The organism is Paenibacillus sp. J22R98 (assembly GCF_059383835.1).
This window is the reverse complement of the sequence record NZ_JBXENW010000004.1, coordinates 104,626-129,705: the sequence shown is the minus strand read 5'-3', so window position 1 is coordinate 129,705 and position 25,080 is coordinate 104,626. Positions and strand designations below refer to the sequence as shown.

General features: G+C 52.7%; 21 protein-coding genes. All 21 read left to right on the top strand.

From position 1 onward, the window contains the following. The first annotated feature begins 232 nt into the window (after positions 1-232). The 21 genes from AC50Y3_RS13950 to mreB all read left to right on the top strand — a co-directional run bounded on the left by AC50Y3_RS13950 (position 233) and on the right by mreB (position 24,943). The gene (locus AC50Y3_RS13950; protein WP_494819337.1) at positions 233-1,429 is read left to right on the top strand and encodes a hypothetical protein; all 1,197 of its coding nucleotides are present in this window, start codon (positions 233-235) and stop codon (positions 1,427-1,429) included. Between the two features lie 96 nt (positions 1,430-1,525). Next, positions 1,526-3,013 carry a copper amine oxidase N-terminal domain-containing protein gene (locus AC50Y3_RS13945; RefSeq protein WP_494819336.1) on the top strand — a complete coding sequence of 496 codons (1,488 nt, stop codon included), beginning with the start codon at positions 1,526-1,528 and terminating at the stop codon, positions 3,011-3,013. 113 nt (positions 3,014-3,126) lie between these two features. Next, on the top strand, positions 3,127-4,110 hold the full coding sequence (locus tag AC50Y3_RS13940; protein WP_494819335.1) for an FTR1 family iron permease: 984 nt from the start codon (positions 3,127-3,129) through the stop codon (positions 4,108-4,110). A 731-nt stretch (positions 4,111-4,841) separates the two neighbouring features. Continuing rightward, a complete protein-coding gene (locus AC50Y3_RS13935; protein ID WP_494819630.1) occupies positions 4,842-5,228 on the top strand; it encodes an NADH-quinone oxidoreductase subunit A in 387 nt (128 codons plus the stop codon). Then, positions 5,213-5,731 carry a NuoB/complex I 20 kDa subunit family protein gene (locus AC50Y3_RS13930; RefSeq protein ID WP_090982261.1) on the top strand — a complete coding sequence of 173 codons (519 nt, stop codon included), beginning with the start codon at positions 5,213-5,215 and terminating at the stop codon, positions 5,729-5,731. Before AC50Y3_RS13935 ends, AC50Y3_RS13930 begins: the two co-directional genes overlap by 16 nt. Further along, the gene (locus AC50Y3_RS13925) at positions 5,728-6,867 is read left to right on the top strand and encodes an NADH-quinone oxidoreductase subunit C (protein WP_494819334.1); all 1,140 of its coding nucleotides are present in this window, start codon (positions 5,728-5,730) and stop codon (positions 6,865-6,867) included. The genes AC50Y3_RS13930 and AC50Y3_RS13925 overlap by 4 nt, the downstream gene beginning before the upstream one ends. A 6-nt stretch (positions 6,868-6,873) precedes the next feature. Beyond that, on the top strand, positions 6,874-7,974 hold the full coding sequence (locus AC50Y3_RS13920; RefSeq protein ID WP_494819333.1) for an NADH-quinone oxidoreductase subunit D: 1,101 nt from the start codon (positions 6,874-6,876) through the stop codon (positions 7,972-7,974). Next, the gene (nuoH, locus tag AC50Y3_RS13915; protein WP_494819332.1) at positions 7,974-8,984 is read left to right on the top strand and encodes an NADH-quinone oxidoreductase subunit NuoH; all 1,011 of its coding nucleotides are present in this window, start codon (positions 7,974-7,976) and stop codon (positions 8,982-8,984) included. The genes AC50Y3_RS13920 and nuoH overlap by 1 nt, the downstream gene beginning before the upstream one ends. A gap of 76 nt (positions 8,985-9,060) precedes the next feature. Next, on the top strand, positions 9,061-9,516 hold the full coding sequence (gene nuoI, locus AC50Y3_RS13910; protein ID WP_494819331.1) for an NADH-quinone oxidoreductase subunit NuoI: 456 nt from the start codon (positions 9,061-9,063) through the stop codon (positions 9,514-9,516). A 3-nt stretch (positions 9,517-9,519) separates the two neighbouring features. Next, entirely contained in the window at positions 9,520-10,038 is a 519-nt protein-coding gene (locus tag AC50Y3_RS13905; protein WP_494819330.1) for an NADH-quinone oxidoreductase subunit J, read from the top strand. A 1-nt stretch (position 10,039) separates the two neighbouring features. Beyond that, positions 10,040-10,342, top strand: coding sequence for an NADH-quinone oxidoreductase subunit NuoK (gene nuoK / locus AC50Y3_RS13900; protein ID WP_090982274.1), 303 nt, complete (start codon positions 10,040-10,042; stop codon positions 10,340-10,342). Positions 10,343-10,346: 4 nt separating this feature from the next. Then, positions 10,347-12,215 (top strand): NADH-quinone oxidoreductase subunit L, encoded by a 1,869-nt coding sequence (gene nuoL, locus AC50Y3_RS13895; RefSeq protein ID WP_494819329.1) that lies wholly within the window; start codon positions 10,347-10,349, stop codon positions 12,213-12,215. Continuing rightward, positions 12,215-13,846: a complex I subunit 4 family protein gene (locus tag AC50Y3_RS13890; protein WP_494819328.1), complete on the top strand. Its 1,632-nt coding sequence runs from the start codon at positions 12,215-12,217 to the stop codon at positions 13,844-13,846. The genes nuoL and AC50Y3_RS13890 overlap by 1 nt, the downstream gene beginning before the upstream one ends. A gap of 3 nt (positions 13,847-13,849) precedes the next feature. Next, positions 13,850-15,412, top strand: coding sequence for an NADH-quinone oxidoreductase subunit N (locus tag AC50Y3_RS13885; protein WP_494819327.1), 1,563 nt, complete (start codon positions 13,850-13,852; stop codon positions 15,410-15,412). Positions 15,413-15,797: 385 nt separating this feature from the next. Then, positions 15,798-18,788 carry a S8 family peptidase gene (locus AC50Y3_RS13880; protein ID WP_494819326.1) on the top strand — a complete coding sequence of 997 codons (2,991 nt, stop codon included), beginning with the start codon at positions 15,798-15,800 and terminating at the stop codon, positions 18,786-18,788. 24 nt (positions 18,789-18,812) lie between these two features. Further along, positions 18,813-19,058, top strand: a complete 246-nt coding sequence (locus AC50Y3_RS13875; protein WP_494819325.1) for a DUF1146 domain-containing protein — start codon at positions 18,813-18,815, stop codon at positions 19,056-19,058. A 223-nt stretch (positions 19,059-19,281) separates the two neighbouring features. Then, positions 19,282-20,685, top strand: a complete 1,404-nt coding sequence (murA, locus tag AC50Y3_RS13870; protein ID WP_494819324.1) for a UDP-N-acetylglucosamine 1-carboxyvinyltransferase — start codon at positions 19,282-19,284, stop codon at positions 20,683-20,685. Between the two features lie 558 nt (positions 20,686-21,243). Continuing rightward, positions 21,244-22,428, top strand: a complete 1,185-nt coding sequence (gene spoIID / locus AC50Y3_RS13865) for a stage II sporulation protein D (protein WP_494819323.1) — start codon at positions 21,244-21,246, stop codon at positions 22,426-22,428. A 103-nt stretch (positions 22,429-22,531) separates the two neighbouring features. Continuing rightward, complete coding sequence (locus AC50Y3_RS13860; RefSeq protein ID WP_494819322.1) at positions 22,532-23,281, top strand: peptidoglycan DD-metalloendopeptidase family protein; 750 nt, start codon at positions 22,532-22,534, stop codon at positions 23,279-23,281. A gap of 208 nt (positions 23,282-23,489) precedes the next feature. Beyond that, entirely contained in the window at positions 23,490-23,777 is a 288-nt protein-coding gene (gene spoIIID / locus AC50Y3_RS13855; protein ID WP_090575384.1) for a sporulation transcriptional regulator SpoIIID, read from the top strand. A 158-nt stretch (positions 23,778-23,935) separates the two neighbouring features. Then, positions 23,936-24,943 (top strand): rod shape-determining protein MreB, encoded by a 1,008-nt coding sequence (gene mreB / locus AC50Y3_RS13850; protein WP_494819321.1) that lies wholly within the window; start codon positions 23,936-23,938, stop codon positions 24,941-24,943. The last annotated feature ends 137 nt before the right edge of the window (positions 24,944-25,080 follow it).

Below are 25,080 nucleotides of genomic sequence, written 5' to 3'. Positions count from 1 at the left end.
CATCCGTCACTCTCAACCGCCTCATAAACACGACTCGCCACCAAAGCCCATGGCTTCCGCCTTCATTCTTCTCTCTCTCCCAAATAGGACCAATCTACCAGAATATTGGTGAGGCAATTTCAGGAAATAAAAGTGATTGACACCTCAGTTGAAAATGATTATCATTGTTAACGGGTCATCTGCAATATGAATTTTATATGAATTTATGTCTGACGGAAGGTGATATGCAATCATGCGTTTGACGTTTACAAAGACCATAATGCTGGTCATGGCGCTATTTTTTTCATTTGCACCAACGGGGGCGTGGGCCTATTCATATGGCGATGCCAATACAGAGGATGTCGCGGAAACCTTTAAGATTGTTGTAGCCTCGCTCAGCAAATCTCCTGCGGACTGGAACACTGCGCTGGCAGCTCATAAAGAAAGACGTGAAGAAATTGCCGCTCATTTCGGCAATTCGGTAGCCGCTACGCTAGATGCAAACTTCAAGTCTCTCAAAGCGAAGGAGACGATTGCCAATTACAAGGCGATTCTTATCATGAACCTTGATCGGCGATTCGAGAACACGCTGAAGGATGTAAGTGATTACACGAATGCGAAGTTGCTGCTTGCCAAAGCACGCGCAACCTTCGTTACGCTGACTCCTTACGCGGAAGCCAAACTCTCCTCTGCCAAAATGAGCAGCTTAAGCGACGACTTTGATGTCGCGCTTGATGCCATCGGCAATCCGGGATTGTTCGGCGTGGGACAGAAGGACGCGGACGAGAAAGCATTGAAAGATGCTGTCAACCGGATTTACAGCTCGCTTAAACCGCTGTTTCCTTATACCGCGTACAAGGAGCCGACCAAACCGGCTGCCGGTGCCGGTACAAGTACAGATAAAGGTACAACCGCAAAACCAAGCACGAACTCAGGCAACACAGATAAAGGCACGACGCAGAAGCCTGATAAACCGGTTACTAAGCCGACTGAGCCTGCAAAGCAGACGGAACAGCCAGCTGACAAGCCGGTTGCGGCAGCGCCGGATGCAGCGGAAACAGCCGATGGTGACAAGCCGGCAGCTGAAGAAGCCGCTCCTACGGATGCAGCGCCTGCTGATGATCAAGCTTCAACAGGTGACAATCAAGCAGCACCGGCGGATGATCAAACGGCAGCAGCCGAAGAGCCTGCTGATACAGCTGATAATCAAGCCTCCGATGCTTCGGAGTCAACTGACAATGCAGTAGACGATGCAGCTGCGACTGACAATACGGCAGCAGCGGACGAAGCTGCGGCAGCAGAGCCTGAGACCATTGATGGCACGAAGGAACATGCCGCAATGGCGCGTACGGACAAAACCAATACGGGCGTCACTGTCGGTGTAATCGGCGGCGTCCTCATCATTGGAGCAGGTGCGGTTTGGTGGGCAAGACGCAAAGGGTTTTTCTAAGCAAGAGGAAGTGCGTAAGTGCAAGAGTAAGCGCAAATAATCAGTTCCAAGTGCAAGCGGCAATCATACCTAATTAAACAAGGAGTGTTCAAAACGATGAACCGAATGAAGAAGTCTTTATCCATCCTTCTTACGATTTCAATGCTGGTAGCTGCCGTATTTACTTTCGCAGCAACTGCATTTGCTGATGATGCACCACAGAAAGCACCGGTAAATACCGATGTAGCACCCCAACTGAAAGCTTACCAAAACCTGCTCGACATGTTTGCTCAGAAGAAACCGGTAGCCGATATCAAGAAACAATTCGAAGCGGATTTCAAGCTTAACGTTAAAGGCGTTGACGACAGCATCAAAGCCGGCGACCCTGTCATCAATGAGAATGTCAACTTCGTTCTGGAGAACGCAGTAGCAGGCAAGCTTACATATGAACAAACACAGCAAGCCGTTGATAAAGGTCTGCAATGGTACTTCTACTTCCTGATCAAAAACCTGACAAACGTAGGTGCGAAAGGTGCCCTTACTTCAGGCGACACAGTCAAAGCGCAAGAGTTCATTGACAAAACACTGGCTGTTTACAACGCTGCCATCGATGCAACAGTGAAAGCAACAGACGGCAAATTCGGCACTTCTACTTCCAAATTGGTAACTGAAACGTTGTTCCCTGCTTTCAAAGCGGATATCGAGAAGAAAGACGTAATATCGCTTAACGTTCACCGTCAATTGCTCGATAAAACGTTGATCAAGGTGTTTGCCCTTGCAACACTTTCAGCAGCCGATGATGTTCAAAAGGTCGCTGCAGCTGAGAAACCTGCGGCAATCATCAAAGGCTACTTCTATTACATGAGCGTATATGGCTACCTGAAAGGTGGAGACGCTCCTGACGCAGATCTCGTATACAAAGCATTCGCTTCCGGCGATGCGAAACAATTCAACTATGATGCGATCAAGAAGGCAATCATCCGTTGTAACATTGCAAAAGTAAGTGCGTACACAATCGAAGTTCTTGAGAAACTCGAGAAGGGCGATGTAGCTGGCGCAGCTGGTACAGGCGGTGAGCTTTATGGTTTCTTCGCTGCTCTTGAGCCGTTCCTTGGTGCAACATACAAAGAAGCGAAATCCCTGACTGACGAAATTCTTGTAGCTTCCGCTGCAGGCAATGCAGATGCAGTTCGCGCAATCGGCTACAAAATGGCTGCTTATGCAGCTACGGTTGACGGCATTTCCTTCAATGTCGGCGACAAAGAAGTAGCGGTATCGGGCACGGCACAAGAAGTAACGCCTTCTTTCATCCAGAAAGCTACCGGCCGTACGCTCGTACCTACTCGTTACCTGCAATTGCTGGGCTTCCAAGTTGATTTCAACAATACGACGAAAACCGCTTCGGTAACGAAAGATGGCGTTACGCTTGCTCTTACAATTGGCAGCGATGCAGTCCTGAAGAACGGCGAGCCTGTTGCAGACTTCAAGCTGGATCAACCGGTAGTTGTAAAAGACAGCGTGACCTACCTGCCGCTCCGCGCCATTGCCGAGCTTTCCGGGAACCATATCTATTTCGAAAAAGGTCATGTTATCGTAATCAAATAGAGTTATTGCAATCCAATAAGTAGGGGCTTTTCGTTTGCCCGCAACCACCGCTTCCCGTCCTCTTTGCAGGGCGGGTTAGCTCATTTTATGAACGGTAAGGAGTGACTCTTCGCATGAATTTGCAAGCCTTTCTCATCACATTTCGCGAAGCGTTCGAAGCCATCTTGATTGTCGGCATTATCATTTCGTACTTAAATCGAATCGGCCAGTCGAAGTGGAACAAGTGGGTGTGGCTCGGGGTTGTTATGGCGATTATCGCCAGCCTTGGCGTAGCCCTGGTCTTCCAAATCGTGCTGGACGGTTATGCGACAATGGGCAGCCGGGAATATTTGCGGATTGGGATTTTGCTGGTATCTGCGGGATTGTTAACCCATATGATCCTGTTTATGAGTAAGCAGAATCGGGAGATGCGAAGTAAGCTGCAGCAAAAAGTAGCGCTTATTCTTACGGCCGGCGGCGCGCTGAATATGATTGTGCATTCCTTCCTTGTTACCCTTCGGGAAGGCGTGGAGACTGTATTTTTCTTTGCTGCCATCTCCTCCGGCGACATTTCCAAGGTGCTGCAAAGCTGGGGAGCGTTGTTCGGGTTAGTTGCGGCGGGCGTGCTTGGGATCGTCGTGTTCAAAAGCAGTAAAAAAATCCAGATCAGCACGTTCTTCAGAATTACGAGCGTATTTCTGATCATGATTGCAGCAGGATTGTTCGTCCAAGCGGTTGGCGTCATGCAGGATTTGAAGCTGATCGGCAGCGTCTATCATACGCCGGGCGGCGAGGTTGGCGCGATGTATGATCTGACCTGGTTCATGCCGGAGCACCCGATAGACGAGACGAACTATATCCGCGATACGGGCCATCATCCGATTCTGAACGGCCAAATCGGCATTTTCTTCAAGGCGTTCCTTGGTTATACCCAAGATCCGTCGCTGGAGGAATTCGTACTCTATTGGATGTACTACGGCTTCGTATTTGTCTTGTTAGCGAGGCAGAAGAAACTTGCAGAGTCGGCAGAGTCGGCGGATAAGAGCGCTTCTATGGAGGGCACTCCGCAAGAAGGCCCAAAAAAGTCGATTGATAAAGATATCACAACTGCAGTGTAGTGAATCGTGTTAGGGGCTCCCTTTCGCCATATTTGGCGCAGAGGGAGCTTTTTTTCGTGTGTTGGGGTAGGGGGCGTCTGCTTGGCTGGGACGGTGTTCTACTATTAACAACTTGACGTGTTTCGGGAATTTCTCATTGAATAATGCGGGATGTGGAATGCGAGGCGTGAGGTGTGAAGAGCGCAGTCCGAACGTTTGGGTGTGAGGTGTTAAGTACAAGGTGCGAACTGTGAGATAAGTTGCGCGATGTGCTGCTCTAGGCACTCGGTATGCGGGCTGCAGAATCCAGAATTCTCTAACGAACGGTAGAGGTCTTATTTGCCCCAAAACAGCTCCAAAAATATTCTAACTAACGGTATAGGTCCTATTTGATGGTTTTTGGTGATTTGGGAATCGATTATTTCAATATAAGACCTCCACGGTTCGTTAGAATTTCGAAGTGCCGGAATTCGGCTAAATAAGACCTCTACGGTTCGTTAGAATTTTGAAGCATCAAGATCCCAGCCCCAAAACGTCTCTCTGCGATTACCTACCCTTTTTCAATAGTTTTATTTGCATAAAATTTCCAACCCATGTACATTCTAATGGGGAAAACCTGCAGATTCTGGCCTTTTTTGTAAAAAGGAAGCGCATCCAACTACATCATAGACGCAAGTGGCAGGGTTTGTTATAATTGTGAGGGAAAATTGACCAAGGCGTCAGCACCTATCCCGCCCTATAGACTCATAACCATGGAGGCGAAATGTGTGGAGAAGTACATCAACAATTACGTGATTGTGACGATCTTCATTCTACTCGGTATCCTACTTCCGGTGGTTGCATTGGCTGTCGGCCGTATACTGCGTCCGCACAAACCGAATGAAGAGAAGAAGACCACTTACGAGAGCGGGAACGAGCCCGTTGGGGAGGGTCAGGTCCGTTTTAATGTGCGCTACTACTTATTTGCGCTCATGTTCGTTATCTTTGATGTCGAAACCGTTTTCCTATACCCTTGGGCCGTTGCGTATAAGCAGCTCGGCTTATTTGTGCTTGTTGAAATGGCCATTTTCACAGGATTATTGTTAATTGGATTACTCTATGCCTGGAAAAAGAAGGTGCTCAAATGGAATTCAATTTAGAGTCGATCACACCTGAAGAACGCAAAGAACTGGAACGCAACGTATTTATGGGGACGCTGGAGGAACTTAAGGCATGGGCTCGGAGCAACTCGCTTTGGCCGCTAACTTTTGGACTGGCGTGCTGCGCGATTGAAATGATGGGTACGGGTGCATCCCACTATGACTTGGACCGATTCGGCGTGATGTTCCGCACATCTCCTCGTCAGTCAGACGTTATGATTGTGGCGGGTACGGTCACGAAGAAGATGGGACCTTTGCTTCGCAGGCTCTATGATCAAATGCCAGAGCCCAAATGGGTAATCGCCATGGGTTCATGCGCGACCGCAGGCGGACCGTATGTGAAATCCTACGCGGTTATGAAGGGCGTCGATCAGATCGTCCCTGTTGATGTGTACATACCGGGCTGTCCGCCGAATCCTGCAGCACTTATCTATGGAATCAATAAGCTTCAAGAGAAGATCCGCTACGAGGCGAAGACCGGGAAGCGGGTGACGAATCGATGAGTGATGATAAAGAGAAGGAACTGGGCCAGAAGGAGCAGCCGAATCAATCGGAGCAATCGGAGAGCGCAGCCCCTGCGGAGGCGCAACCAGCTGAGCCGATAGCAGCGCCGAGCGAACAAGCTGCCGAGCCTGATGTGGCAGCTCCGGTGAGCGAGCCCGCGGCCCAGCCTGATGTGACGGCGCCGGCAAGTGAGCCGGCGGCTCAGCCGGCCGCAGATGCTGCGCCGAGCGAGCAGCCAGCAGTGTCAGCAGCAGCGCCGAGCGAGCAAACTGCCGAGCCTGCTGCGTTAGCTTCGGCAAGTGAGCCCCCAGCGCAACCCGCGGCCGCGACTCCGGCAAGCGAGCCCGCGGCACCTGCGGCGAGCGAACCCGCGGCGGAGCAAGCGTCCGCCGCGCCGGCGAATCCGCCCGCAGCGGAGCAAGCGGCCGTGGATCCGGAGCGCGAAGCGAAGCTGAAAGCTGCCGCGGAAGCGCGTGCAGCACGGGCTGCGGCCAAAGCCGCAGCCGGCGGCGAAGGAAGCGGCGATGCTCCGGCCGGCGATGTCGATGCGGAGAAGGCAGCCAAGATCAAAGCTGCCGAGGAAGCGCGCGCAGCACGGGCGGCGGCCAAAGCAGCAGCCGAGAGCGAAGCCGCTCCGGCTGAACCGAAGCCTCCGTCACCGAAGCAGCCACAGCTGGATGAAGCTTCGGCCCTCATACGTTCACTCGTTTCTGATGATGCCATCGTGGAAGCCTACATAAATGAAATAAACGGTCATATGCCGACGCTTGTCATTCGGACGGATCGTCTGCTAGAAAGTGCCGAGCTGTTAAAGTCGCATGAATCGCAACAATTTGATTATTTGCGGAACTTATCAGGCGTCGATTATGAGACGCATCTGGAAACCGTGTATCACCTGGTATCGCTGCAATCGAAGCGGGAGCTGACTGTGAAAGTGAAGACGGATCGCGACAATCCGCAAATTCCGTCCGTTGTTCCGGTTTGGAACACGGCCAACTGGAATGAGCGCGAAGTGTATGATTTGCTCGGTATTCATTTTCCGGGTCATCCCGACCTGCGCCGCATCATGATGCCGGACGATTGGGTTGGGTATCCGCTGCGCAAAGATTACGAACCGCTAGACCCGGAGGTGTGATGAGCCGTGATTCGTACAGAAGAACTGCTGCTTAACGTCGGCCCACAGCATCCCAGCACGCACGGCGTATTCCGTATTGTCGTCAAGCTGGACGGCGAAGTCATTACGGAAGCAACGCCGGTCATGGGATACCTGCACCGTGGGACCGAGAAGCTTGCGGAGGATTTGAACTATACTCAAATCATTCCTTATACCGACCGGATGGATTACGTCTCGGCGATGACGACCAATTATGTGCTCTGCCATGCGGTAGAGACGATGATGGAGCTTGAAATTCCGGAGCGGGCAGAGTTTATGCGACTGATCGTCATGGAGCTGCAGCGAATAGCCAGCCACTTGGTGTGGTGGGGCACGTATCTGCTTGATATCGGCGCCATGAGTCCATTCCTCTTTGCATTCCGCGACCGCGAGATCATTATCAATTTGTTTAACGAGCTGTGCGGCGCGCGATTAACGTACAATTACATGCGCGTTGGCGGGGTTAAATGGGATGCGCCTCCGGGCTGGATCGAGAAAGTGCGCGAGTTTATTCCTTATATGGAAGGTAAACTCGATGAGTATAACAAGCTCATCAGCGGCAACGAAATCTTCCTGGCGCGGATTAAGGGCATTGGCCGCTACGATGCGCAAACCGCGATCGACTACGGACTCTCCGGTGCGAATTTGCGTTCCACAGGCGTTGACTGGGATTTGCGGAAAGCGAAGCCGTACAGCTTGTACGACCGCTTCGAATTCGATGTACCGGTCGGCAAGAATGGCGATTGCTATGATCGCTACCTGATCCGCCTTGAAGAGATCCGCCAATCGCTTCGCATCTTAAAGCAAGCCGTCGAACAGTTCCCATCATCAGGCGATGTTATGGGCAAGGTTCCGCGCGTTATACGGCCGCCTGCCGGCGAACTCTATGTCGCGATCGAATCGCCGCGAGGCGAGATCGGCTGTCATATCGTATCCAAAGGTAAAGCGGAGCCATACCGGCTTAAATTCCGTCGTCCATCCTTCGTAAACCTGCAAATATTGCCGAAGCTGCTAGTCGGGGAAACCATGACGAACCTCATTACCATTCTGGGCGGCATTGATATTGTCGTAGGGGAGGTTGACTGCTGATGGGATCTTGGCTCGATGAAACATTGACATGGGGAAACGCGCTGCTGTTCTTCCTATGGGGCGTCATCCTGCTCGTGATTGTACTCGGCTTTGTCACCTATGCGATCTTCTTTGAACGGAAGGTTATCGGCTGGATGCAATTCCGGATTGGTCCGAACCGCGTTGGCCCATGGGGGCTGCTGCAATCGGTAGCCGATATTACGAAGCTGCTGATTAAAGAAGATACGATTCCGCGCAAAGCAGACCGGGTGCTTTTCATTCTCGCTCCTGCGCTTGCGTATGTGCCTGCTTTTGCCGTACTGGCGGTTATCCCGTATACGCAAAAGCTATATTTTGCCGACATTAACGTGGGCTTGCTCTATTACGTGGCATTGTCGGGCATCTCGACCATTGCGATCGTACTGGGCGGTTGGTCCTCCAATAACAAATACGCGCTGCTTGGCGGAATGCGTTCCGCTGCACAAATGATCAGCTACGAAGTACCGCTTGTCATTTCCGTAGTCGGCGTCATCATGATGTCTGGCTCGCTTAACCTCCGCTCCATTGCGGAGCAGCAGGGCGACTGGTTCTGGCAGTGGAACTTCATTCCGCAAATTATCGGCTTCGTGATCTTCGTCATTGCGGCGGTATCGGAGCTAAACCGTACGCCATTTGACTTGCCGGAGGCAGAATCGGAGCTTGTAGCCGGTTATCACGTCGAATATAGCGGCTTCCGCTTTGCATTCTTCATGCTGACAGAGTATGTATACGTGTATGCCATTGCGGCACTCACGACGGTATTGTTCCTAGGCGGATGGCATGCGCCGGCACCGTTCCTGACTTGGATCCCGGGGATCATCTGGTTCCTGCTCAAATTCTCGTCGATCGTCTTTTTCTTGTTCTGGATCCGGGCGTCCATGCCGCGTATCCGCGTTGATCAGCTGATGGGACTGGGCTGGAAAGTGCTGCTGCCTATAGCGATTCTGAACGTGTTTCTAACGGCAGTGTATATGGAGTTGTTCGTGAAGTAAGCTTCCGGCTCAGGCAGATCGCTCTGAGAGAAGCGTTTCTAGTAAATATGGCAGTCATGTTCAGGAGGGAACTGGAATGAAAGGTCTCTTAAAAGGGCTTGGTGTTACGCTCAAATCAATGACCGCGAAAAAAGTTACCACTTCCTATCCCGATGTGCCGATCATCATGCCGGATCGCTACCGCGGCATCCAGCATTTTGAGCCGGACAAATGCATCGTGTGCAATCAGTGTGTACGTATATGTCCGACGGAGTGCATTTCGCTTGTAGGGAAAGCGAACCCGGATCCGGACAAAAAAGGGAAGGTCATCGACACCTATGACATCAATTTCGAAATCTGCATTCTCTGCGATCTGTGCACGGAAGTTTGTCCGACCGAAGCGATCGTCATGACGGGGAATTTCGAATTGGCGTCTTACAGCCGGGATGAGCTGTTCAAGGATCTGAAATGGCTGGATGAGAACAACCGCAACGTCCGCCAAGACAATAACAATATCGGTGCCCCTGCAGCGGCCAAGGGGGGCGCGAAATAGACGATGTTCAACTTCAATTTTTCCGGTGAGTTCGTCGCCTTCTTCGTGTTCTCCGTCCTTATCATTAGCGGTGCCGTGCTGATGGTCAGCTTCACCAAAGTCGTACACATGGTCGTCTCGCTTGCGGCTGTATTCATCGGCATTGCCGGGATGTTCGTTCTGCTTGAAGCGGAGTTTCTGGCCTTTGTGCAGGTGCTCATTTACGCGGGAGCGGTCTCCATTCTGATGATCTTCGGCATTATGATGACGAAGCATCAGGAGGCGGAGGCCGAGCGGGTGAAACCGCTTCGCGAAACATTGACGGCAATCGGCGCCCTTGCGCTCTTCGGCATTCTGTTCTATGCCATCCGTCAGTCCGAGTTTCCGGAGCCGGAGCAGTCGCTTATGCAGTCGGGAGACAACACGATGGAGATCGGCAAGCTGCTGTTTACCGGTTATGTCATTCCGTTCGAGCTCGTATCGGTGCTGCTGACGGTTGCCTTTATCGGGGCGATCGTGCTGGCGAAGAAGGAGGCCGAATAGGATGTTATCCTCGTATTTAACAATGGCCGCGATTCTGTTCTGTATTGGACTTTACGGTGCGCTTGTCAAACGGAATGCCGTTATTATCCTGTTGTCCATCGAGCTCATGCTGAACGCAGTTAACCTCAACCTCGTCGCATTCTCCAAGTATGGTGTTGTCCCTTCGCTGACAGGACAAATGTTCACCCTGTTCAGCATTGCCGTAGCGGCTGCTGAGGCGGCTGTCGGTATCGCCGTACTGATTGCGCTGTTCCGCGCGCGCGGGACTGTCAATGCGGATGAGTATGACGAAATGAGGAGGTAACGGCATGGATACAAGTTTCTCACAATCAGCCTGGCTGATTCCGCTCTTTCCGTTCGCGGCTTTCCTGCTGCTGCTTGCCTTCGGGCGCGGACAGCGGATGCTTGGGGTGACGCTCGGCGCAATTAGCTCCTTCGCAGCTCTGGTGCTGTCGATTCTCGTATTGATCGAGCATATGGCAGATGGATCTGCTTATTATCAATATGCGTTCAAATGGATTCAACTCGGCAGCCTCGTGATGAATGCGGGCTTCGAGGTCACGAATTTAACGGCGATTATGCTCGTAGTCGTGACGTTAGTCAGCTTTCTGGTGAATGTATACTCCGCGGGTTACATGAAGAGCGACGAACGGATTTCCGTTTTCTACAGCTATGTAGCGCTGTTTACGTTCTCGATGTTAGGCCTCGTGCTGGCTGATAATATGCTGACGCTCTATATTTTCTGGGAGCTGGTAGGCGTATGTTCGTTCCTGCTGGTCGGGTTCTGGTACAGTAAACCGGAGGCGAAAGCCGCGGCCAAGAAAGCGTTCATCGTGACGCGGATTGGCGATGCGGGCTTGCTCCTTGGTATCTTGCTGCTCTATTGGTACATGCCGGATCATGCGCTTGATTTTGTGGGGATCGGCAATGCCTTTGACGGAGGTACGGGAGTGATCGCGGCGGGAGTAACAACCTGGATTGCGGTATTAATCTTCATCGGCGCTGTCGGCAAATCCGGTCAGTTTCCGCTCCATGTCTGGCTTCCGGATGCGATGGAAGGCCCGACGCCAATCAGTGCGCTGATCCATGCCGCAACCATGGTTGCTGCAGGGATTTATCTCGTTGCACGGACTTTTGATATTTTCCAAGCTTCCCAGACGGCAATGGATATTGTCGCTTATGTAGGCGGCTTTACCGCCATATTCGCCGCTACCATCGGTGTAGCTCAGAATGATATCAAGCGAATTCTCGCTTACTCTACGGTCAGCCAGCTAGGTTATATGATGATGGCTCTTGGTCTTGGCTCGATGACGGGCGGCATTTTTCATCTCTTCACCCATGCATTCTTCAAAGCACTGCTCTTCCTCGGAGCGGGCAGCGTCATTCACGCCGTACATACGCAAAACATTCACGAGATGGGCGGCTTAAGCTCCAAAATGCGCATTACCACCTGGACATTCGGTATCGGAGCGCTCGCGCTTTCCGGTATTCCGCCGTTCTCCGGCTTCTGGTCTAAGGATATGATTCTCAATACGGCGCTTCACGAGAAACCGGTGCTCTTCGTGGTCGGCGTAGTAGCGGCCTTCTTCACCGCATTCTATATGTCGAGGCTGTTCTTCCTCGTCTTTATGGGCAAGCCGAAGGGCGACCATGCCCATGAGTCACCGTCCTCGATGACGATTCCGTTAATGATCCTAGCCGTTCTCGCGGTTGTGGCAGGGTTTATTCAAACGCCTTGGAACGACACATTTGGAACCTGGTTAACGGACGGTGCCGAGCAGGAGCACGGCGGCGGCGGTCTCGTTATGGTCATTTCCGCGGCTGTCGGTCTGCTAGGTTTGTATCTGGGCTGGCTGGTCTTCGTTAAAGGAACTATTGCACGCGATGCCGTATCTTCAAGAGCGCCATGGCTGGTAAGGCTCCTTGAGCACAAATATTACATGGATGAGCTGTACGACATGCTGCTGGTACGTCCGCTGCGCGGGCTCGGCCAGCTGCTGAATATGGTGGATGACTACGTAGTTGATGGACTTGTTCGCGTAGCTGGCGGAACGGCAGTGCTGTTTGGCCGCGGCGGAACAAGGCTGCAATCGGGGCAAATCCAAACCTACGGTCTGGTTACGCTGCTGGGTCTCGTCGTTCTCATTGTCGCAATCGTCGGAAGGAGGTTCTGGTAATGCTGGCTGATCTTCCGATTCTATCTCTCATTACATTTTCGCCGCTGCTGGGCATTCTGGTGCTTCTGCTTCTACCTAAGCATCGCAGCCGCTGGCTGAAGGTGGCTGCGATCTCGGCTACGATTCTTCCTTTGCTGCTGTCGTTATGGCTGTATGCCGATTATGACGGCACCAAGGGTGGAAAGGTCTATGAAGAGACGGCAACTTGGATCAATACCTCGCTTAACAAAGAAGCGGTAGGCGACGTAAGCTCGTATTCGTTCTCCTTCCAATATCATATGGGCGTAGATGGTCTATCGCTGCCGCTGCTGCTGCTCACAGCGATTGTGGGTGTCATGGCTGCGCTGGCTTCCGTACATGTGAAGAAACGCTGGAAATCGTTTTATATCTGGTTCTTGCTGCTTGAGATCGGGATGATAGGCGTATTCCTGGCACGCGATGTCTTCTTATTCTTCGTCTTCTTCGAAATGACCCTTATTCCGATGTTCTTCTTAATCGGGATCTGGGGGTATATGAACCGCGAGAAAGCGGCGAATAAGTTTCTTCTCTATAACGGGATCGGTTCTGCGATCATGCTGCTAGCGTTCGTTCTTCTTGTTTCAACGGCAGGTTTCCAAGTGGAGCAGCTGCCGGATAAACAGCAGACGAACCTGAGCTACAGCGGCAGCTACGAAGTGATCAGCTCGAATCTGACGAATCCGGACTCCTATGTGAATATGTCGCCGGATCAGATGCAAGGACAGGATAATCCGCTCTATCTCTCGGAACGGATGCGCTGGGTCATCTTCTTATTGCTGCTGATCGCATTCGGTATTAAGCTGCCGATCTTCCCGTTCCATACGTGGATGCTGCAGGTACATGCCGAAGCGCCGCCTTCCGTCGTTATGATCCACTCCGGTGTTCTGCTCAAGATGGGGGCATATGGGTTACTCCGATTCGGGGTATTCATGTTCCCGGGGGTGGCGAAGGATTGGGCGGTGGCGCTTGCCATACTCGGTGTCGTCAATATTCTGTATGGCGCGATACTCGCGCTCGTGCAGAAAGAATTCAAACTCGTGCTAGCCTACTCCTCGATTAGCCATATGGGGATCGTGCTGCTCGGGATCGCTTCCTTTAATGAAATCGGGCTGAACGGCGCGCTCATACAATTGATCTCGCACGGCTTTATCTCCGCGCTGCTGTTCTTGGTAGTTGGCAGCATCTACGAGCGTACTGGGTCGACTGAGCTGAAGGATCTCGGCGGTTTGGCGAGAAGCATGCCGTTTATGAGCGGCATTCTGCTGACGGCTGGTATGGCTTCGCTCGGGTTGCCGGGCTTGTCCGGATTCGTGGGCGAGTTCCTCTCGTTCCTGGGACTGTTTGATTCCATGCGCGTGATTACGGGCATTGCGGTACTCGGCGTTATTCTAACCGCGATCTATGTGCTTCGGAGTATACTTGGCATTACCTTCGGCTCGATGCCGGAACGGTTCGGGGCAGCACGGGATGTGCGCCTTGTTGAAGCGGTGCCGATGATTACGCTGCTAGCTTTCATCGTACTGATCGGGGTGTACCCGGCTGTTCTGACGGAGCCGATGAAGCATGGCTTTGACATGCTGCTTCAGCAACTTACAGAGAAGGCGGGGAGGTAGACGATGGACGTCGCACAACAACAGCTGCAATCGCTCACCTGGAGCGATGCGGCCTATCTCGCCCCGGAATGGATATTGATCGCCTTTACGATAGTGCTGGCTGTACTGGATTTATTCCTGCCGCGCCGTTCGTCCATTATTGGTTGGTTGACGCTGGGCGGCATTCTGACCTCGCTTGGTTTTGTCGTATGGCGGATGCTGGATATGGCTTCGAAGGCGTCGGATGCGGAAGCAGCCGGTCAACCAACGAGCACTGTCATTCGAATCATGGCTGACAGCTACCGGATCGATTATTTCTCCAGCATGCTCAAAATCGTGTTCCTGGTGGCAACCGCACTTATCGTGCTGATGAGTCTGGGCACGGTGAAACGGTCTGACATCGTGGATAAAGGCGAATTCTATTACTTGCTTCTTCCGGCAGTCGTCGGTGCCATGATTATGGCTTCCTCGGGGGATCTGATCACGCTCTACATCGGGCTCGAGCTGTTAAGTATTACGACTTATGTGCTTGTCGGGATTCGCAAGCAGGCGGTGCAATCGTCTGAGGCCGCGTTTAAATACGTTGTGACCGGCGGTATTTCTTCGGCACTGATCCTGTTCGGGATGTCGTATCTCTATGGCATCACAGGAGCTACGAATCTTGGCGCGATTGCGCAGGGGGTTCAACAGCATGCGGCCGACTTCCCGGCACTGCTGTATGTCGGCTTCTTCTTCATCTTAGCGGGTCTTGGCATCAAGATCGCCGCCGCACCGTTTCATTACTGGGCAGCGGACGTCTACCAAGGAGCGCCTACGCCGATTACAGCTTTCTTGGCTGTTGTCTCGAAAGGCGCGGCGTTCGCGGTTATTTTCCGTCTCGTGTACAATGTGGCTTTCTACGCTTCATCGCCGGATAAGCCGATTGCGGATGATATTTTCCTAGCGTTAAACGTGATGGCGGCCGCTGCGATGCTGGTCGGATCCACAATGGCGCTTCGCCAATTTAATGTGAAACGGCTCATTGCTTTGTCCGGTGTTGCGAATGCGGGTTATCTGCTCGTTCCCCTTGGGCTTTCGCTCAAAGGGATGCACGCCTCCAACTTCGGTGAGTTTATCTTCTATCTTGCGGCTTACCTATTAATGACAATCGGTTCGCTCACCGTATTTACAGCGGTTAGCAAGTCGGCCGGAAGTGACGAGGTAGGGGCCTTCTCAGGGCTCTATTACAGGGCACCGTGGACCGCAGTGGCGATGGTCGTCTTTGTCCTCTCATTAGCCGGTCTGCCGATTACAGGCGGTTTCTTCGGGAAGCTGTTTATCTTGCTTGGCGCGGCGCAGTCTCATCTCTACTGGATTGCGGCCATTATGGTCGTGAGCAGCGTAATCTCGTACTATTTCTACTTCGGCATCATCAGGCAAATGTTCATGCGCGCTACCATCGATCATGAAGTGCAGGTTCCGGTCACAAGCGGAATCGTCATCTGGCTGTGCGCGGTTGCAACCGTGGTGCTCGGTATCGTGCCAAGTCCGGTGCTGAACTGGATTAACGCGCATTTCTCGATTGTGAATGATCTGTTTGTACGATAGCGAGGCAGCGAAGCAGGGTTAGGTTAGGGTCGAAAGGACGAGGGCGGACCTGCGGGTCCGCTCTTTTTCTATGTTAAACTAAGGGGAATGGCGCCCGACGTATGGACAAACCGGACAAGTTATCATCTTACCTGAATTTTCGGGGGTCTGCTCGTCCTAGTTCTTTGTTCTCGGAGTTCAATGAATCTTTAGATTAAGTCAGGCTATAAGGCGCATAAACATCGGAGTAAACGGCTTATAAAGCAGGACTATCGACCTTTTAATTGGTGTTTCTACAAATTCCTTAAAGGAGAATGGGACTCCGGAAGCGAAACGTTTCAGATCACGGGCTGCGGGTTAAAGGCAGACTATGATGATCAACTCCAATGGGGAATCTATCTATTGTATGAGACCGAAAGGGACAGTCGATGTTATGCCAACACTAGGCTGTAGTGAAGATACGTTTAATTCTGCGGTGCGCCACGCCGGCGGCCGCATCTGTGCCGCGGCCGCGTTTGCGCCGCGCGCGCTGATGCACGCTGCGCTCGCAGCGCTGCTGCTCTGGAGCGCCCCTGCGGGTGCGGCATCCGCCGCCGCCGCAGGGGCCGCTCCCGCGGCCTTGCCGCCTGCGGCGGCCACCGCCGGCCCGCACGGCGCGGCCGCGGGCAAACCCGCCGCCGCCGGCGGCCAAGATGAGCCCGCGCCCACCGGCGGCTGGCTCATCAAATGGCGCGACCCGGCGCTGGCGAAGCCGCTGCCGGGCACGCGCCTGCTCCGCCGCCTGGCGATGCCGGCGGCGGGCGCGGTGGACGTTGTCCGCCCCGAGGACCCGGGGGCGGACACGTCCGAGTGGCTCCTCCGGCTGCAGCGGATGCCGGAGATCGCTTACGCCCAGCCGATCAGCAGCGTCAAGCTGCTGGCTGCGCCGGCGAGCAATGATCCAGAGCTGCCGAAGCTGCTGCATCTGGATCAAATCGGAGCCAAAACCGCCTGGACGAAGGTGCATGATCAGCTGGATCTGACCATTGCGCTTATCGATACCGGCGTCGATTTGGATCACCCGGATCTCAAGAACAATCTGGTGGCCGGCACGAATCTGGTCGACCCGGGCAAACCGCCCGAGGATGACAACGGTCACGGGACGGCTGTAGCCGGAGTTCTTGCGGGGGAAGGGAACAATAAAGAGGGCATTGCAGGCATTCTATGGCGTGCCAAGCTCATGCCGATTAAAGCGCTGGATGCCGATGGCTTCGGCGATGAAGAACGATTGGGCAAAGCGATCGTCTATGCGGTCGATCACGGAGCCCGGATTATCGTCCTCTCCGTGGGTCTTTATCGCTATTCCCCTTACCTCCGCGACATCGTGCAGTACGCGGAGTCTAAAGGGGCACTGCTTGTAGCTGCCAGCGGGAACGACGGGCTGGCGCTGGGTTCGAAGGCCGAAGTGAAATATCCGGCCGCTTACGCTACGGTACTTGCTGTGGCCGGTGTTGACGCGGACGGGAAACCGGAGCCGCGCTCCAATGCCGGACCGGAGATTGATATTGCGGCACCATGGCATGTCTATACGACGGCACTGGGAGGCGGGTACAAGCATGAAGAAGGCACCTCGATGGCTGCACCTCAGGCAGCAGCTGCAGCAGCGCTCGTATGGGCGGTACATCCCAGCTATAAACCATACCAGGTACGTGCTTTGCTCAGACAGACGGCAAGAGATATTGGCAAACCGGGGGTGGATGATGCTAGCGGCTACGGCCTGCTTCAGATTGACCGTGCTGTAACGGGCGTGCTTCGAGCAGATGGCTACGAGCCGAACGACACCAGGCAGACATCGCGTAAGTTTCCGCTTGGTAAACGGATCGCGGCCGAACTTGCAGGTGGCCGGGATAAGGATTGGTATACGCTTGATGCGCCCTACGATGGTGTGATTTCCCTTCAGTTTCAAGGGCTCCTCGCCGGAGGGGAGACATCGCCGATCCTCCAGCTGACCCATGTTGCGGGGGGCGCAGTGCAGGGCACAAAAGTTACGAAACTAGGCAACCAAACCGTGGAATGGAACGTTAAGAAAGGGAGGAATGAATTTGAGCTCCGCTTCTTCGACCAAACAACCAAGCAGCGGCTGCCTTATTTGCTAACCTCCTCCTTTGAGATTGCCCCGGATGCTTACGAAATCAATGATAAGCAGTACCAAGCGTTTACGCTGAAGCCGCAATCCCAGCAGGTGAAGGGTAATTTCCATCAAACAGGGGACCGCGACTGGTACGCCATTCATTTTGAAACGGGGGGCACGCTCAAGCTCTCGCTGTCGACCGACTCCGCACGGATTGATCCCGCACTCGCCTTTGGGCGGCAGGGGGAAGAACTGCAGGAAACCGACGAGAACAGTGAAGGGGAAACGGAAACCTCGGAGCTGATCCATGTTACTCCGGGTATCTACTACATACGCGTTCACAACGGAATGTCGGCGCAGGCCGGGCCGTCTGCTGCGGCGTATACACTGAAGATAGAGCTGATTTCTAAATATACGGATCCCAACGAGCCAAACAACAAATCGTATGAAGCAACAGGTGTTGCCAAAGGTTCTGACTATTGGGGTGTCATGGGTGCCGATGATGCCGACTGGTATCAATTGCGCCTTGGAAGTGAAAGTGTGTTATCCGTGCAGGTTAACGGTATTCCGAGTGGAATCCGAATGAAGGCGGAGGTGTTCGATAAACGGCAGAAGCCGTTATTTACCTTGCAGTCCGCAAAGAATGAAACCGGCATGGTCAAAGAGCAGCGCGTACAGGCAGGCCTGTATTACGTCAAAGTGACGGCGAGCAGCAGCTTTGACAGACAGTACTATGGCTTTCGGATGGATGCTGAGCCGGTCGTAGCGGGATTCCGCGATATCACCGGTCACTGGGCAGCGGATACGATAGTTGCGCTGAGCAAGGAAGGCATCGTGGAAGGGAGCGGCAATTATCGCTTCTACCCGAATAAGAGCATTACACGAGCAGAAGCTATATCCATGCTGGTGAGGGCGCTGAATCCGAGTGCGAGTACAGGACCGAGCTTTACCGATGTAACGACCAAGCACTGGGCGTACGCCGCCATTACGAAAGCTTCGGGAACCGGATGGGTCGGTGGTTATCCCGGAGGAGCCTTTGGTCCCGGCAAGCCGATAACCCGTGAAGAAATGGCGGTTATTTTGCTCCGGGCCCTACAACTGAATAGTTCTCGTCCCTACGTATCCCCATTCGTGGATGTGAAGCTGACGCGCTGGTCCGCACCGGCTATTCAGACGATGAAGCAGCAAGAGCTGCTCGGGGGCTACCCGGATGGCAGCTTCAAACCGGAGCAGACGGCAAGCCGAGCGGAGTTCGCTGCGCTGCTGCTTCGGGCAATGAATAGGTAGAATTTGTAACAGGGAGTCAATCAGATGGATCACTTAGCCGCTAACGCCGGTATACATGCACTTATTTCCATTGTTGTTGAGCTATTCAGCATTGCAATGGCTTGGATTGTCTTGCAGGAGCTGAAGTTTGACACCATCCTGAAGCGGCCGCGCAGCTCGCAGGCACGCATTTTGCAAATTATGCTCGCCATTGTCTTAGGGCATGGCTTTGCCGGCTTCGTACTTGATTACTGGAACTGGTCGGGCTTGCTGAAGGGAATTGTCGAATAACAAGATGGCAATATGTCAACAATGGGTAGTATATGACGGTACGAAACGAGAAATAGGCTGCGAAGACTATAAAAAATGCCATTTCAGGCGCAGGTTCGACAGGTAGAAAATAACGCTTGTCGTTTCTTGTAAACGGGTGGTAAGATGTAGGTTGGGTACGGAGCGCCGTACCATTAATTGTGCATAAGACCAGAATCTACTGCACGCGGAGGGAAACCTAAAGATGAGCAAAATAATCGTCCGCGGCGGCCAGCGACTATCCGGAAATGTTCGTGTAAGCGGAGCAAAGAATGCCGTATTACCGATTCTCGCTGCCACGTTACTTGCAAAGGAAGGCGAGAGCGTCATCCATGACGTGCCTAATTTAGACGATGTAATCACCATTCAACAAGTGCTTGCCGCACTAGGCGGTAAGCTGACATATGACAATGAAACCATGCGGATCTCCGCAGCTAATTTGACTTCGTTTGAAGCTCCTTATGAATGGGTGCGCAAGATGCGTGCATCGTTCCTCGTTATGGGTCCGCTTCTGGCTCGTCTAGGCCGCGCGAGAATTTCTCTCCCCGGTGGATGTGCGATCGGCACACGCGCCATTGACCAGCATTTGAAGGGCTTCGAGGCTATGGGCGTCGAAATCGTTCTGGGTCAAGGCTTCATTGAAGCACGCAAAGAAGGCAAGCTGAAGGGCGCCAAGATTTATCTGGATGTAGCCAGCGTTGGCGCAACAGAGAATATCATGATGGCGGCTGTACTTGCCGAAGGCACAACATCAATTGAGAATGCGGCGAAGGAGCCGGAGATCGTTGATCTTGCCAATTACTTAAATGCCATGGGCGCGAAGGTTCGCGGAGCAGGCACAGGCATTATTCGTATTGAAGGCGTGGAAGAGCTTAAAGGCGCTCAGCACACGGTTATTCCGGACCGCGTCGAAGCGGGTACGTTTATGATCGCGGCGGCTATGACAGGCGGCGACGTTCATATCGACGGCGCAATCGGCGAGCACTTGGCACCGGTGATCTCCAAGCTTGAAGAAATGGGCGTAGCGATTACAGAAACAGACAACGGTCTGCGTGTAGTGGGTCCGAAGAAATTGAAGTCCGTAGACGTCAAGACGTTACCATACCCAGGATTCCCGACAGATATGCAGTCGCAGATGATGGCGATCCTGATGATTGCCGAAGGCACGAGCATTGTGACGGAGACGATTTTTGAGAACCGTTTCATGCATGTCGAGGAATTCCAGAAGATGAGTGCGCAGATCAAGATCGACGGCCGCATGGCTATCGTAAGCGGCAATACAGCACTTACCGGCGCTAAAGTAACCGCTACCGATCTTCGTGCAGGTGCGGCGCTTATATGTGCGGCGCTTTGCGCAGACGGTGAGAGCGAAATTACGGGTCTTCACCACGTAGATCGCGGGTATGTCGATATTACCGGTAAACTGGCAGCGCTTGGCGCGGATATCCACCGTATCGATCCCGTACCGGCTGAGCCTGTGTATTCGAAAGTACTCGAAGGCGTTGCTGCGGTTCTGGAGGAACCGGTTGTTGTAGCGGCAATGTCCGCAGAGCCTGTGAAGCGCGAGAAAGAAACGCCTCGCTTGAAGGTTCAACCTACTTGGGCATAAGATACATTCATAACACATAACCGATGAAGCTGCCTCAAAGTCACTTGTGACTAATGAGGCAGCTTTTTGTTTTGAGCAGCATTGCCGTTACTATCTCCCCCTCCCACCTCGAAGGAAGCTTGAGCGTCCGGAAATCGAACGCTCAACCTCGAAACCACGCCGATCTCGAGATGCTGTAACGAATCGTACAGGGCTTATTTGCACCAAAATAGCTATAAAAAAATTCTAACGAATCGTGAAGGCCTTATTTGACGATTAATGGGTAATTCGGAGCCGATTTCACCCCAATAAGACTCCTACGATTCGTTGGAATTTCGGAGACGAGAAATTCGGCCTAATAAGGCCTCTACGGTTCGTTAGCGTTGAAACGGCAAGCCGCTCCGACCCGCCCTAAACGCTTCGCAGTTCGGAATCGTCAAACCAAGGTTCATCCTCATCCTCGCATCCTCGCAACAATCTCTTCTCCCTTTTCGGTACTATCCTACTTTTCCGGTTCATAGACTGTAGCAAAATGTGAATTGCGAGAAATGAGATTAGCAGAACAGGAAGGAGCAGCAGATGGAGCGTATGAGATGGCGGACAGGCAGTCCGAGGAGCCGGTGGTTGAGAGGCTGGTTGTTGTGGTTTACATGGGGGTTGCTGCTTGTCGTGTTGGTGAAAGGGGCTGTCTATCTCCTCGATGATAGGGATGCCGCTGCCACAGGAGGCGGGCCTGGCCGATCGACGGAGCAGCAAGTGCCCGGGGAAGTGGCGTCAGAGCACAACGAAGTAGAGGAAAGCGCAGAACCGAGCGAGACGGACAAGCAGCCGGTGAAGGAACAGCGATCGGTGGAAGCTTCAACCGTGATCAAGAACGGCAGTAAAGGGCTGAAGACGCTGAGCGCCTATGACCGAATGTGGGTTAAGGTCTACCTCACCAAGGAGAAGCGGATTGAGAAAATGCCCATTGAACTGTATGTACGCGGTGTGCTGGCCGGCGAGATGCCGATTGATTTTGAACTGGAGGCGTTGAAAGCGCAGGCGATCGCAGCCCGAACTTATATCTATAAACGAATGCAATTTAATGACCATAGCGGGCTGAGCGGTGAAGCGGAGCAGGCGGATGTGAACGATACGGTGATGAATCAAGTGTATGTGCCTCTAGGCGCGCTTCTGTCGCGTTGGAGCGGGACGACCAAGGAAACGAACCTGAAGAAGCTCAATGAAGCTGTAGAGCAAACGAAAGGGCAAATCGTGACGTACGAGGGGGAGCCGATCCAAGCGGCCTTTTTCTCCACGAGTAACGGATATACAGAGAATGCTTCGGATTATTGGGACCTTGATCTTCCTTACTTGCGCAGCGTAGCCAGCCCGTGGGACAAGGCTATTTCCCCCAACTACAAAGAAACCGTAACCCTGACGCTGAACGAATTCAGCAACAAGCTTGGCGTAAAGAAAAGCGCGGTCCGTCAGATGCGGATTCTGGATACGACAGCGGGCAAACGCATTAAGACGGTTATGGTCGGCAGGGAGATGCTGAGCGGCCGAGAGATTCGAGAGAAGCTTGGCCTGGCCTCCTCCCAGTTTAATTGGACGATCCTCGATGATGATATCCAAATCACCACTTTCGGCTATGGCCATGGGGTCGGAATGAGTCAGTGGGGAGCAAACGGGATGGCTCAAAACGGCGGAACGGCAGCGGACATTCTCGCACACTATTATTCGGGGACGCAGCTATCGAAGGCGAAAGGGCTGGTAGAATAGCATATCCGCCGCCCCTAGCTTCTCTAACAATCTCAAAAAATGTTAAACCCTCACGTATAAACTGCTAGGTTGTGGCAACAATGGCTAGTGAGGTGATCGAACAATGAGTGATAACAAATCAAAGTTCAATGAAGAAGCTCCCAAAAATGTAGTGGGAGGCACTGCCGTCAAACCATCTGCATGGAGAAAGCTGCTTTCGAAGAAGTGGGCAGCACCGTCAGCATTCCTAGCCGCGGCAGCAATTATCGTAACCTTAATGTGGCTCTATGGGGGAGCTGGGGAAACTAGTAACAAGCCAGCCAGCACCGACGTAGAAGTCTCTCAAGGTACGACGGATGGAATGACAGCAGAGCAACTGCCGGCAGATGATGAAGCTGTGAACTCATCGGAGTCAGAACTGATGAAATGGCCTGTTGACCGCAGCCAGCTGGATGTTGTAGCGCCGTTCTATGATGCGAAAGCTTCCGGCGAAGAGCGTCAAGCGGCTTTGATCCAATCGGGCAACACGTTCGTAACGAATATGGGGATTGACTTCGCGAAGAACGATACGGCATTTGATGTCATGGCAGCACTGAGCGGCCGCGTCATCGTATCCGAGAAACACCCGCTTAACGGCAACATTGTCGAGATCAAGCATGCGGACGGAATCGTAACCGTCTACCACAGCTTGAGCGACGTCCAAGTTAAAGTGGGCGATGAAGTTAAGCAAGGTACGGTTATTGCGAAAGCCGGCAGAAGTGAGCTGGAGAAAGAACTGGGCGTCCACATGCACTTTGAAGTGCGCAAGGACGGCAAAGCGGTTAACCCAAATACGTTTATCACAACTGATTCCGCAAGCGCAACCGAGAACTAGAAGCAAGCGGAGTGCTTAGAAGGCAGGATACAATCCTGCCTTCTTTTTTTATGTTCATTTGCGGCCTTCTTGGGCCATTTGGAGCGGATAAGTACGCGTTTCTGAAAATAATTGCTGTTCTTTGGGCTTGTCACGCTTGGACACAAAGAATATATACCCGTACCCCTCATATAATGTACCAAACTATCTCGAGTAGGGAGGCGGGAGCGTGCACGATTACATCAAAGAACGGACCATAAAAATCGGCCGTTGCATCGTCGAGACGAAGCACACGGTGCGGACGATCGCTAAAGAATTTGGCGTCTCCAAAAGCACAGTGCACAAGGATTTGACCGAGCGATTACCGGAAATAAATCCCGATTTGGCAGACCAGGTCAAGCACATTCTGGAATACCACAAATCGATCCGGCACCTGAGGGGAGGAGAAGCAACCAAAATCAAGTATAAGAAGAGCTCAGGACGTAAGCGCGAGGTTCTTGCCGCAGCAAAATCGTAAGCGATTTTTTCTACAAAAATAGAGGAATTTCGTACATTTCAGCGAATACTAAACAAGATGATCATTGCATCGATTACTAAAGACGATTGTTTTGTGAGTACATGCGTAAGTTTGTATATGCGGCACTCGTCATTCGCCCTGGAGGAATTAGAGACCTTATGTTCAGCAAGGATATTGGGATTGATTTAGGAACAGCTAACGTGTCCATTCATGTAAGAGGGAGGGGCGTTGTACTTGATGAGCCTTCTGTCGTCGCGATTGAGAGCGAGACGAAGCGCGTGCTTGCAGTAGGTGAGGAAGCGCATCGGATGGTAGGACGGACCCCTGGTAACATAATCGCCATCAGACCGCTTAGAGACGGTGTTATCGCTGATTTTGAAATTACGGAAATTATGTTGAAGGCATTTATCGATCGCGTGGGCGGCCGTTCTTGGTACAGTCGCCCCCGTATTTTAATTTGCGCACCAACGAACATCACATCGGTGGAACAGAAGGCGATCCGCGAGGCTGCAGAGCGCAGCGGCGCCAAGGATGTCTTTCTTGAAGAGGAGCCTAAGGCAGCTGCAATTGGCGCGGGCATGGATATCTACCAGCCGAGCGGCAATATGGTTGTTGATATTGGCGGCGGTACAACCGACGTGGCCGTGCTTTCCATGGGCGACGTTGTGACCGCCTCTTCGATTAAGGTCGCAGGGGACAAGTTTGACGAAGCGATCATGAAATACATCAAGAACAAGTACAAGCTCTTGATCGGGGAACGGACAAGCGAAGATATTAAGATCAAGATCGGTTCCGTTTACGATAATGGTTTCAGACAAGAGATCGATATTCGCGGCCGGGATATGGTTACAGGCTTGCCGCTGACCGTGACGATTTACTCGGAAGAAGTGCGTGAAGCGCTTTGGGAACCGGTATCGTCCATTGTGTCCGCAGCTAAGTCCGTACTGGAACGGACTCCGCCGGAATTATCGGCCGATATTATTGACCGCGGCGTTATCTTGACCGGTGGCGGCGCACTGCTGGGCGGCCTTGATGCATTGCTGGCTGAAGAGCTTAAAGTACCCGTTCTGATTGCTGAAGACCCGATGCACTGCGTTGTTAAAGGAACAGGCTTGCTGCTTGACCATTTAGACCGTTCACCGCGCAGAGAGAACGGAAGACGCTAAACGATAAACGGTTGAATGGCTGCATGCAGGAATGTTCGGGTAGGACGCCTTTAGGGGGGCGTGCCAAGGGACAAGCTTTTGTACGCAATAGTTAGTTCAAAAGTCATGCAATCGTTCTATTCATCGTGAGGATGGGT

Bases quoted from the DNA above. Each gene is read 5' to 3' on its own strand.
- AC50Y3_RS13880 (WP_494819326.1), top strand. From the start codon at position 15,798: ATGAGACCGAAAGGGACAGTCGATGTTATGCCAACACTAGGCTGTAGT.
- AC50Y3_RS13945 (WP_494819336.1), top strand. From the start codon at position 1,526: ATGAACCGAATGAAGAAGTCTTTATCCATCCTTCTTACGATTTCAATG.
- nuoL (WP_494819329.1), top strand. From the start codon at position 10,347: ATGGATACAAGTTTCTCACAATCAGCCTGGCTGATTCCGCTCTTTCCG.
- AC50Y3_RS13860 (WP_494819322.1), top strand. From the start codon at position 22,532: ATGAGTGATAACAAATCAAAGTTCAATGAAGAAGCTCCCAAAAATGTA.
- nuoH (WP_494819332.1), top strand. From the start codon at position 7,974: ATGGGATCTTGGCTCGATGAAACATTGACATGGGGAAACGCGCTGCTG.
- AC50Y3_RS13890 (WP_494819328.1), top strand. From the start codon at position 12,215: ATGCTGGCTGATCTTCCGATTCTATCTCTCATTACATTTTCGCCGCTG.
- nuoI (WP_494819331.1), top strand. From the start codon at position 9,061: ATGAAAGGTCTCTTAAAAGGGCTTGGTGTTACGCTCAAATCAATGACC.
- nuoK (WP_090982274.1), top strand. From the start codon at position 10,040: ATGTTATCCTCGTATTTAACAATGGCCGCGATTCTGTTCTGTATTGGA.
- murA (WP_494819324.1), top strand. From the start codon at position 19,282: ATGAGCAAAATAATCGTCCGCGGCGGCCAGCGACTATCCGGAAATGTT.
- spoIID (WP_494819323.1), top strand. From the start codon at position 21,244: ATGGAGCGTATGAGATGGCGGACAGGCAGTCCGAGGAGCCGGTGGTTG.
- mreB (WP_494819321.1), top strand. From the start codon at position 23,936: ATGTTCAGCAAGGATATTGGGATTGATTTAGGAACAGCTAACGTGTCC.
- AC50Y3_RS13925 (WP_494819334.1), top strand. From the start codon at position 5,728: ATGAGTGATGATAAAGAGAAGGAACTGGGCCAGAAGGAGCAGCCGAAT.
- AC50Y3_RS13930 (WP_090982261.1), top strand. From the start codon at position 5,213: ATGGAATTCAATTTAGAGTCGATCACACCTGAAGAACGCAAAGAACTG.
- AC50Y3_RS13875 (WP_494819325.1), top strand. From the start codon at position 18,813: ATGGATCACTTAGCCGCTAACGCCGGTATACATGCACTTATTTCCATT.
- AC50Y3_RS13940 (WP_494819335.1), top strand. From the start codon at position 3,127: ATGAATTTGCAAGCCTTTCTCATCACATTTCGCGAAGCGTTCGAAGCC.
- AC50Y3_RS13885 (WP_494819327.1), top strand. From the start codon at position 13,850: ATGGACGTCGCACAACAACAGCTGCAATCGCTCACCTGGAGCGATGCG.
- AC50Y3_RS13935 (WP_494819630.1), top strand. From the start codon at position 4,842: ATGGAGGCGAAATGTGTGGAGAAGTACATCAACAATTACGTGATTGTG.
- AC50Y3_RS13950 (WP_494819337.1), top strand. From the start codon at position 233: ATGCGTTTGACGTTTACAAAGACCATAATGCTGGTCATGGCGCTATTT.
- AC50Y3_RS13905 (WP_494819330.1), top strand. From the start codon at position 9,520: ATGTTCAACTTCAATTTTTCCGGTGAGTTCGTCGCCTTCTTCGTGTTC.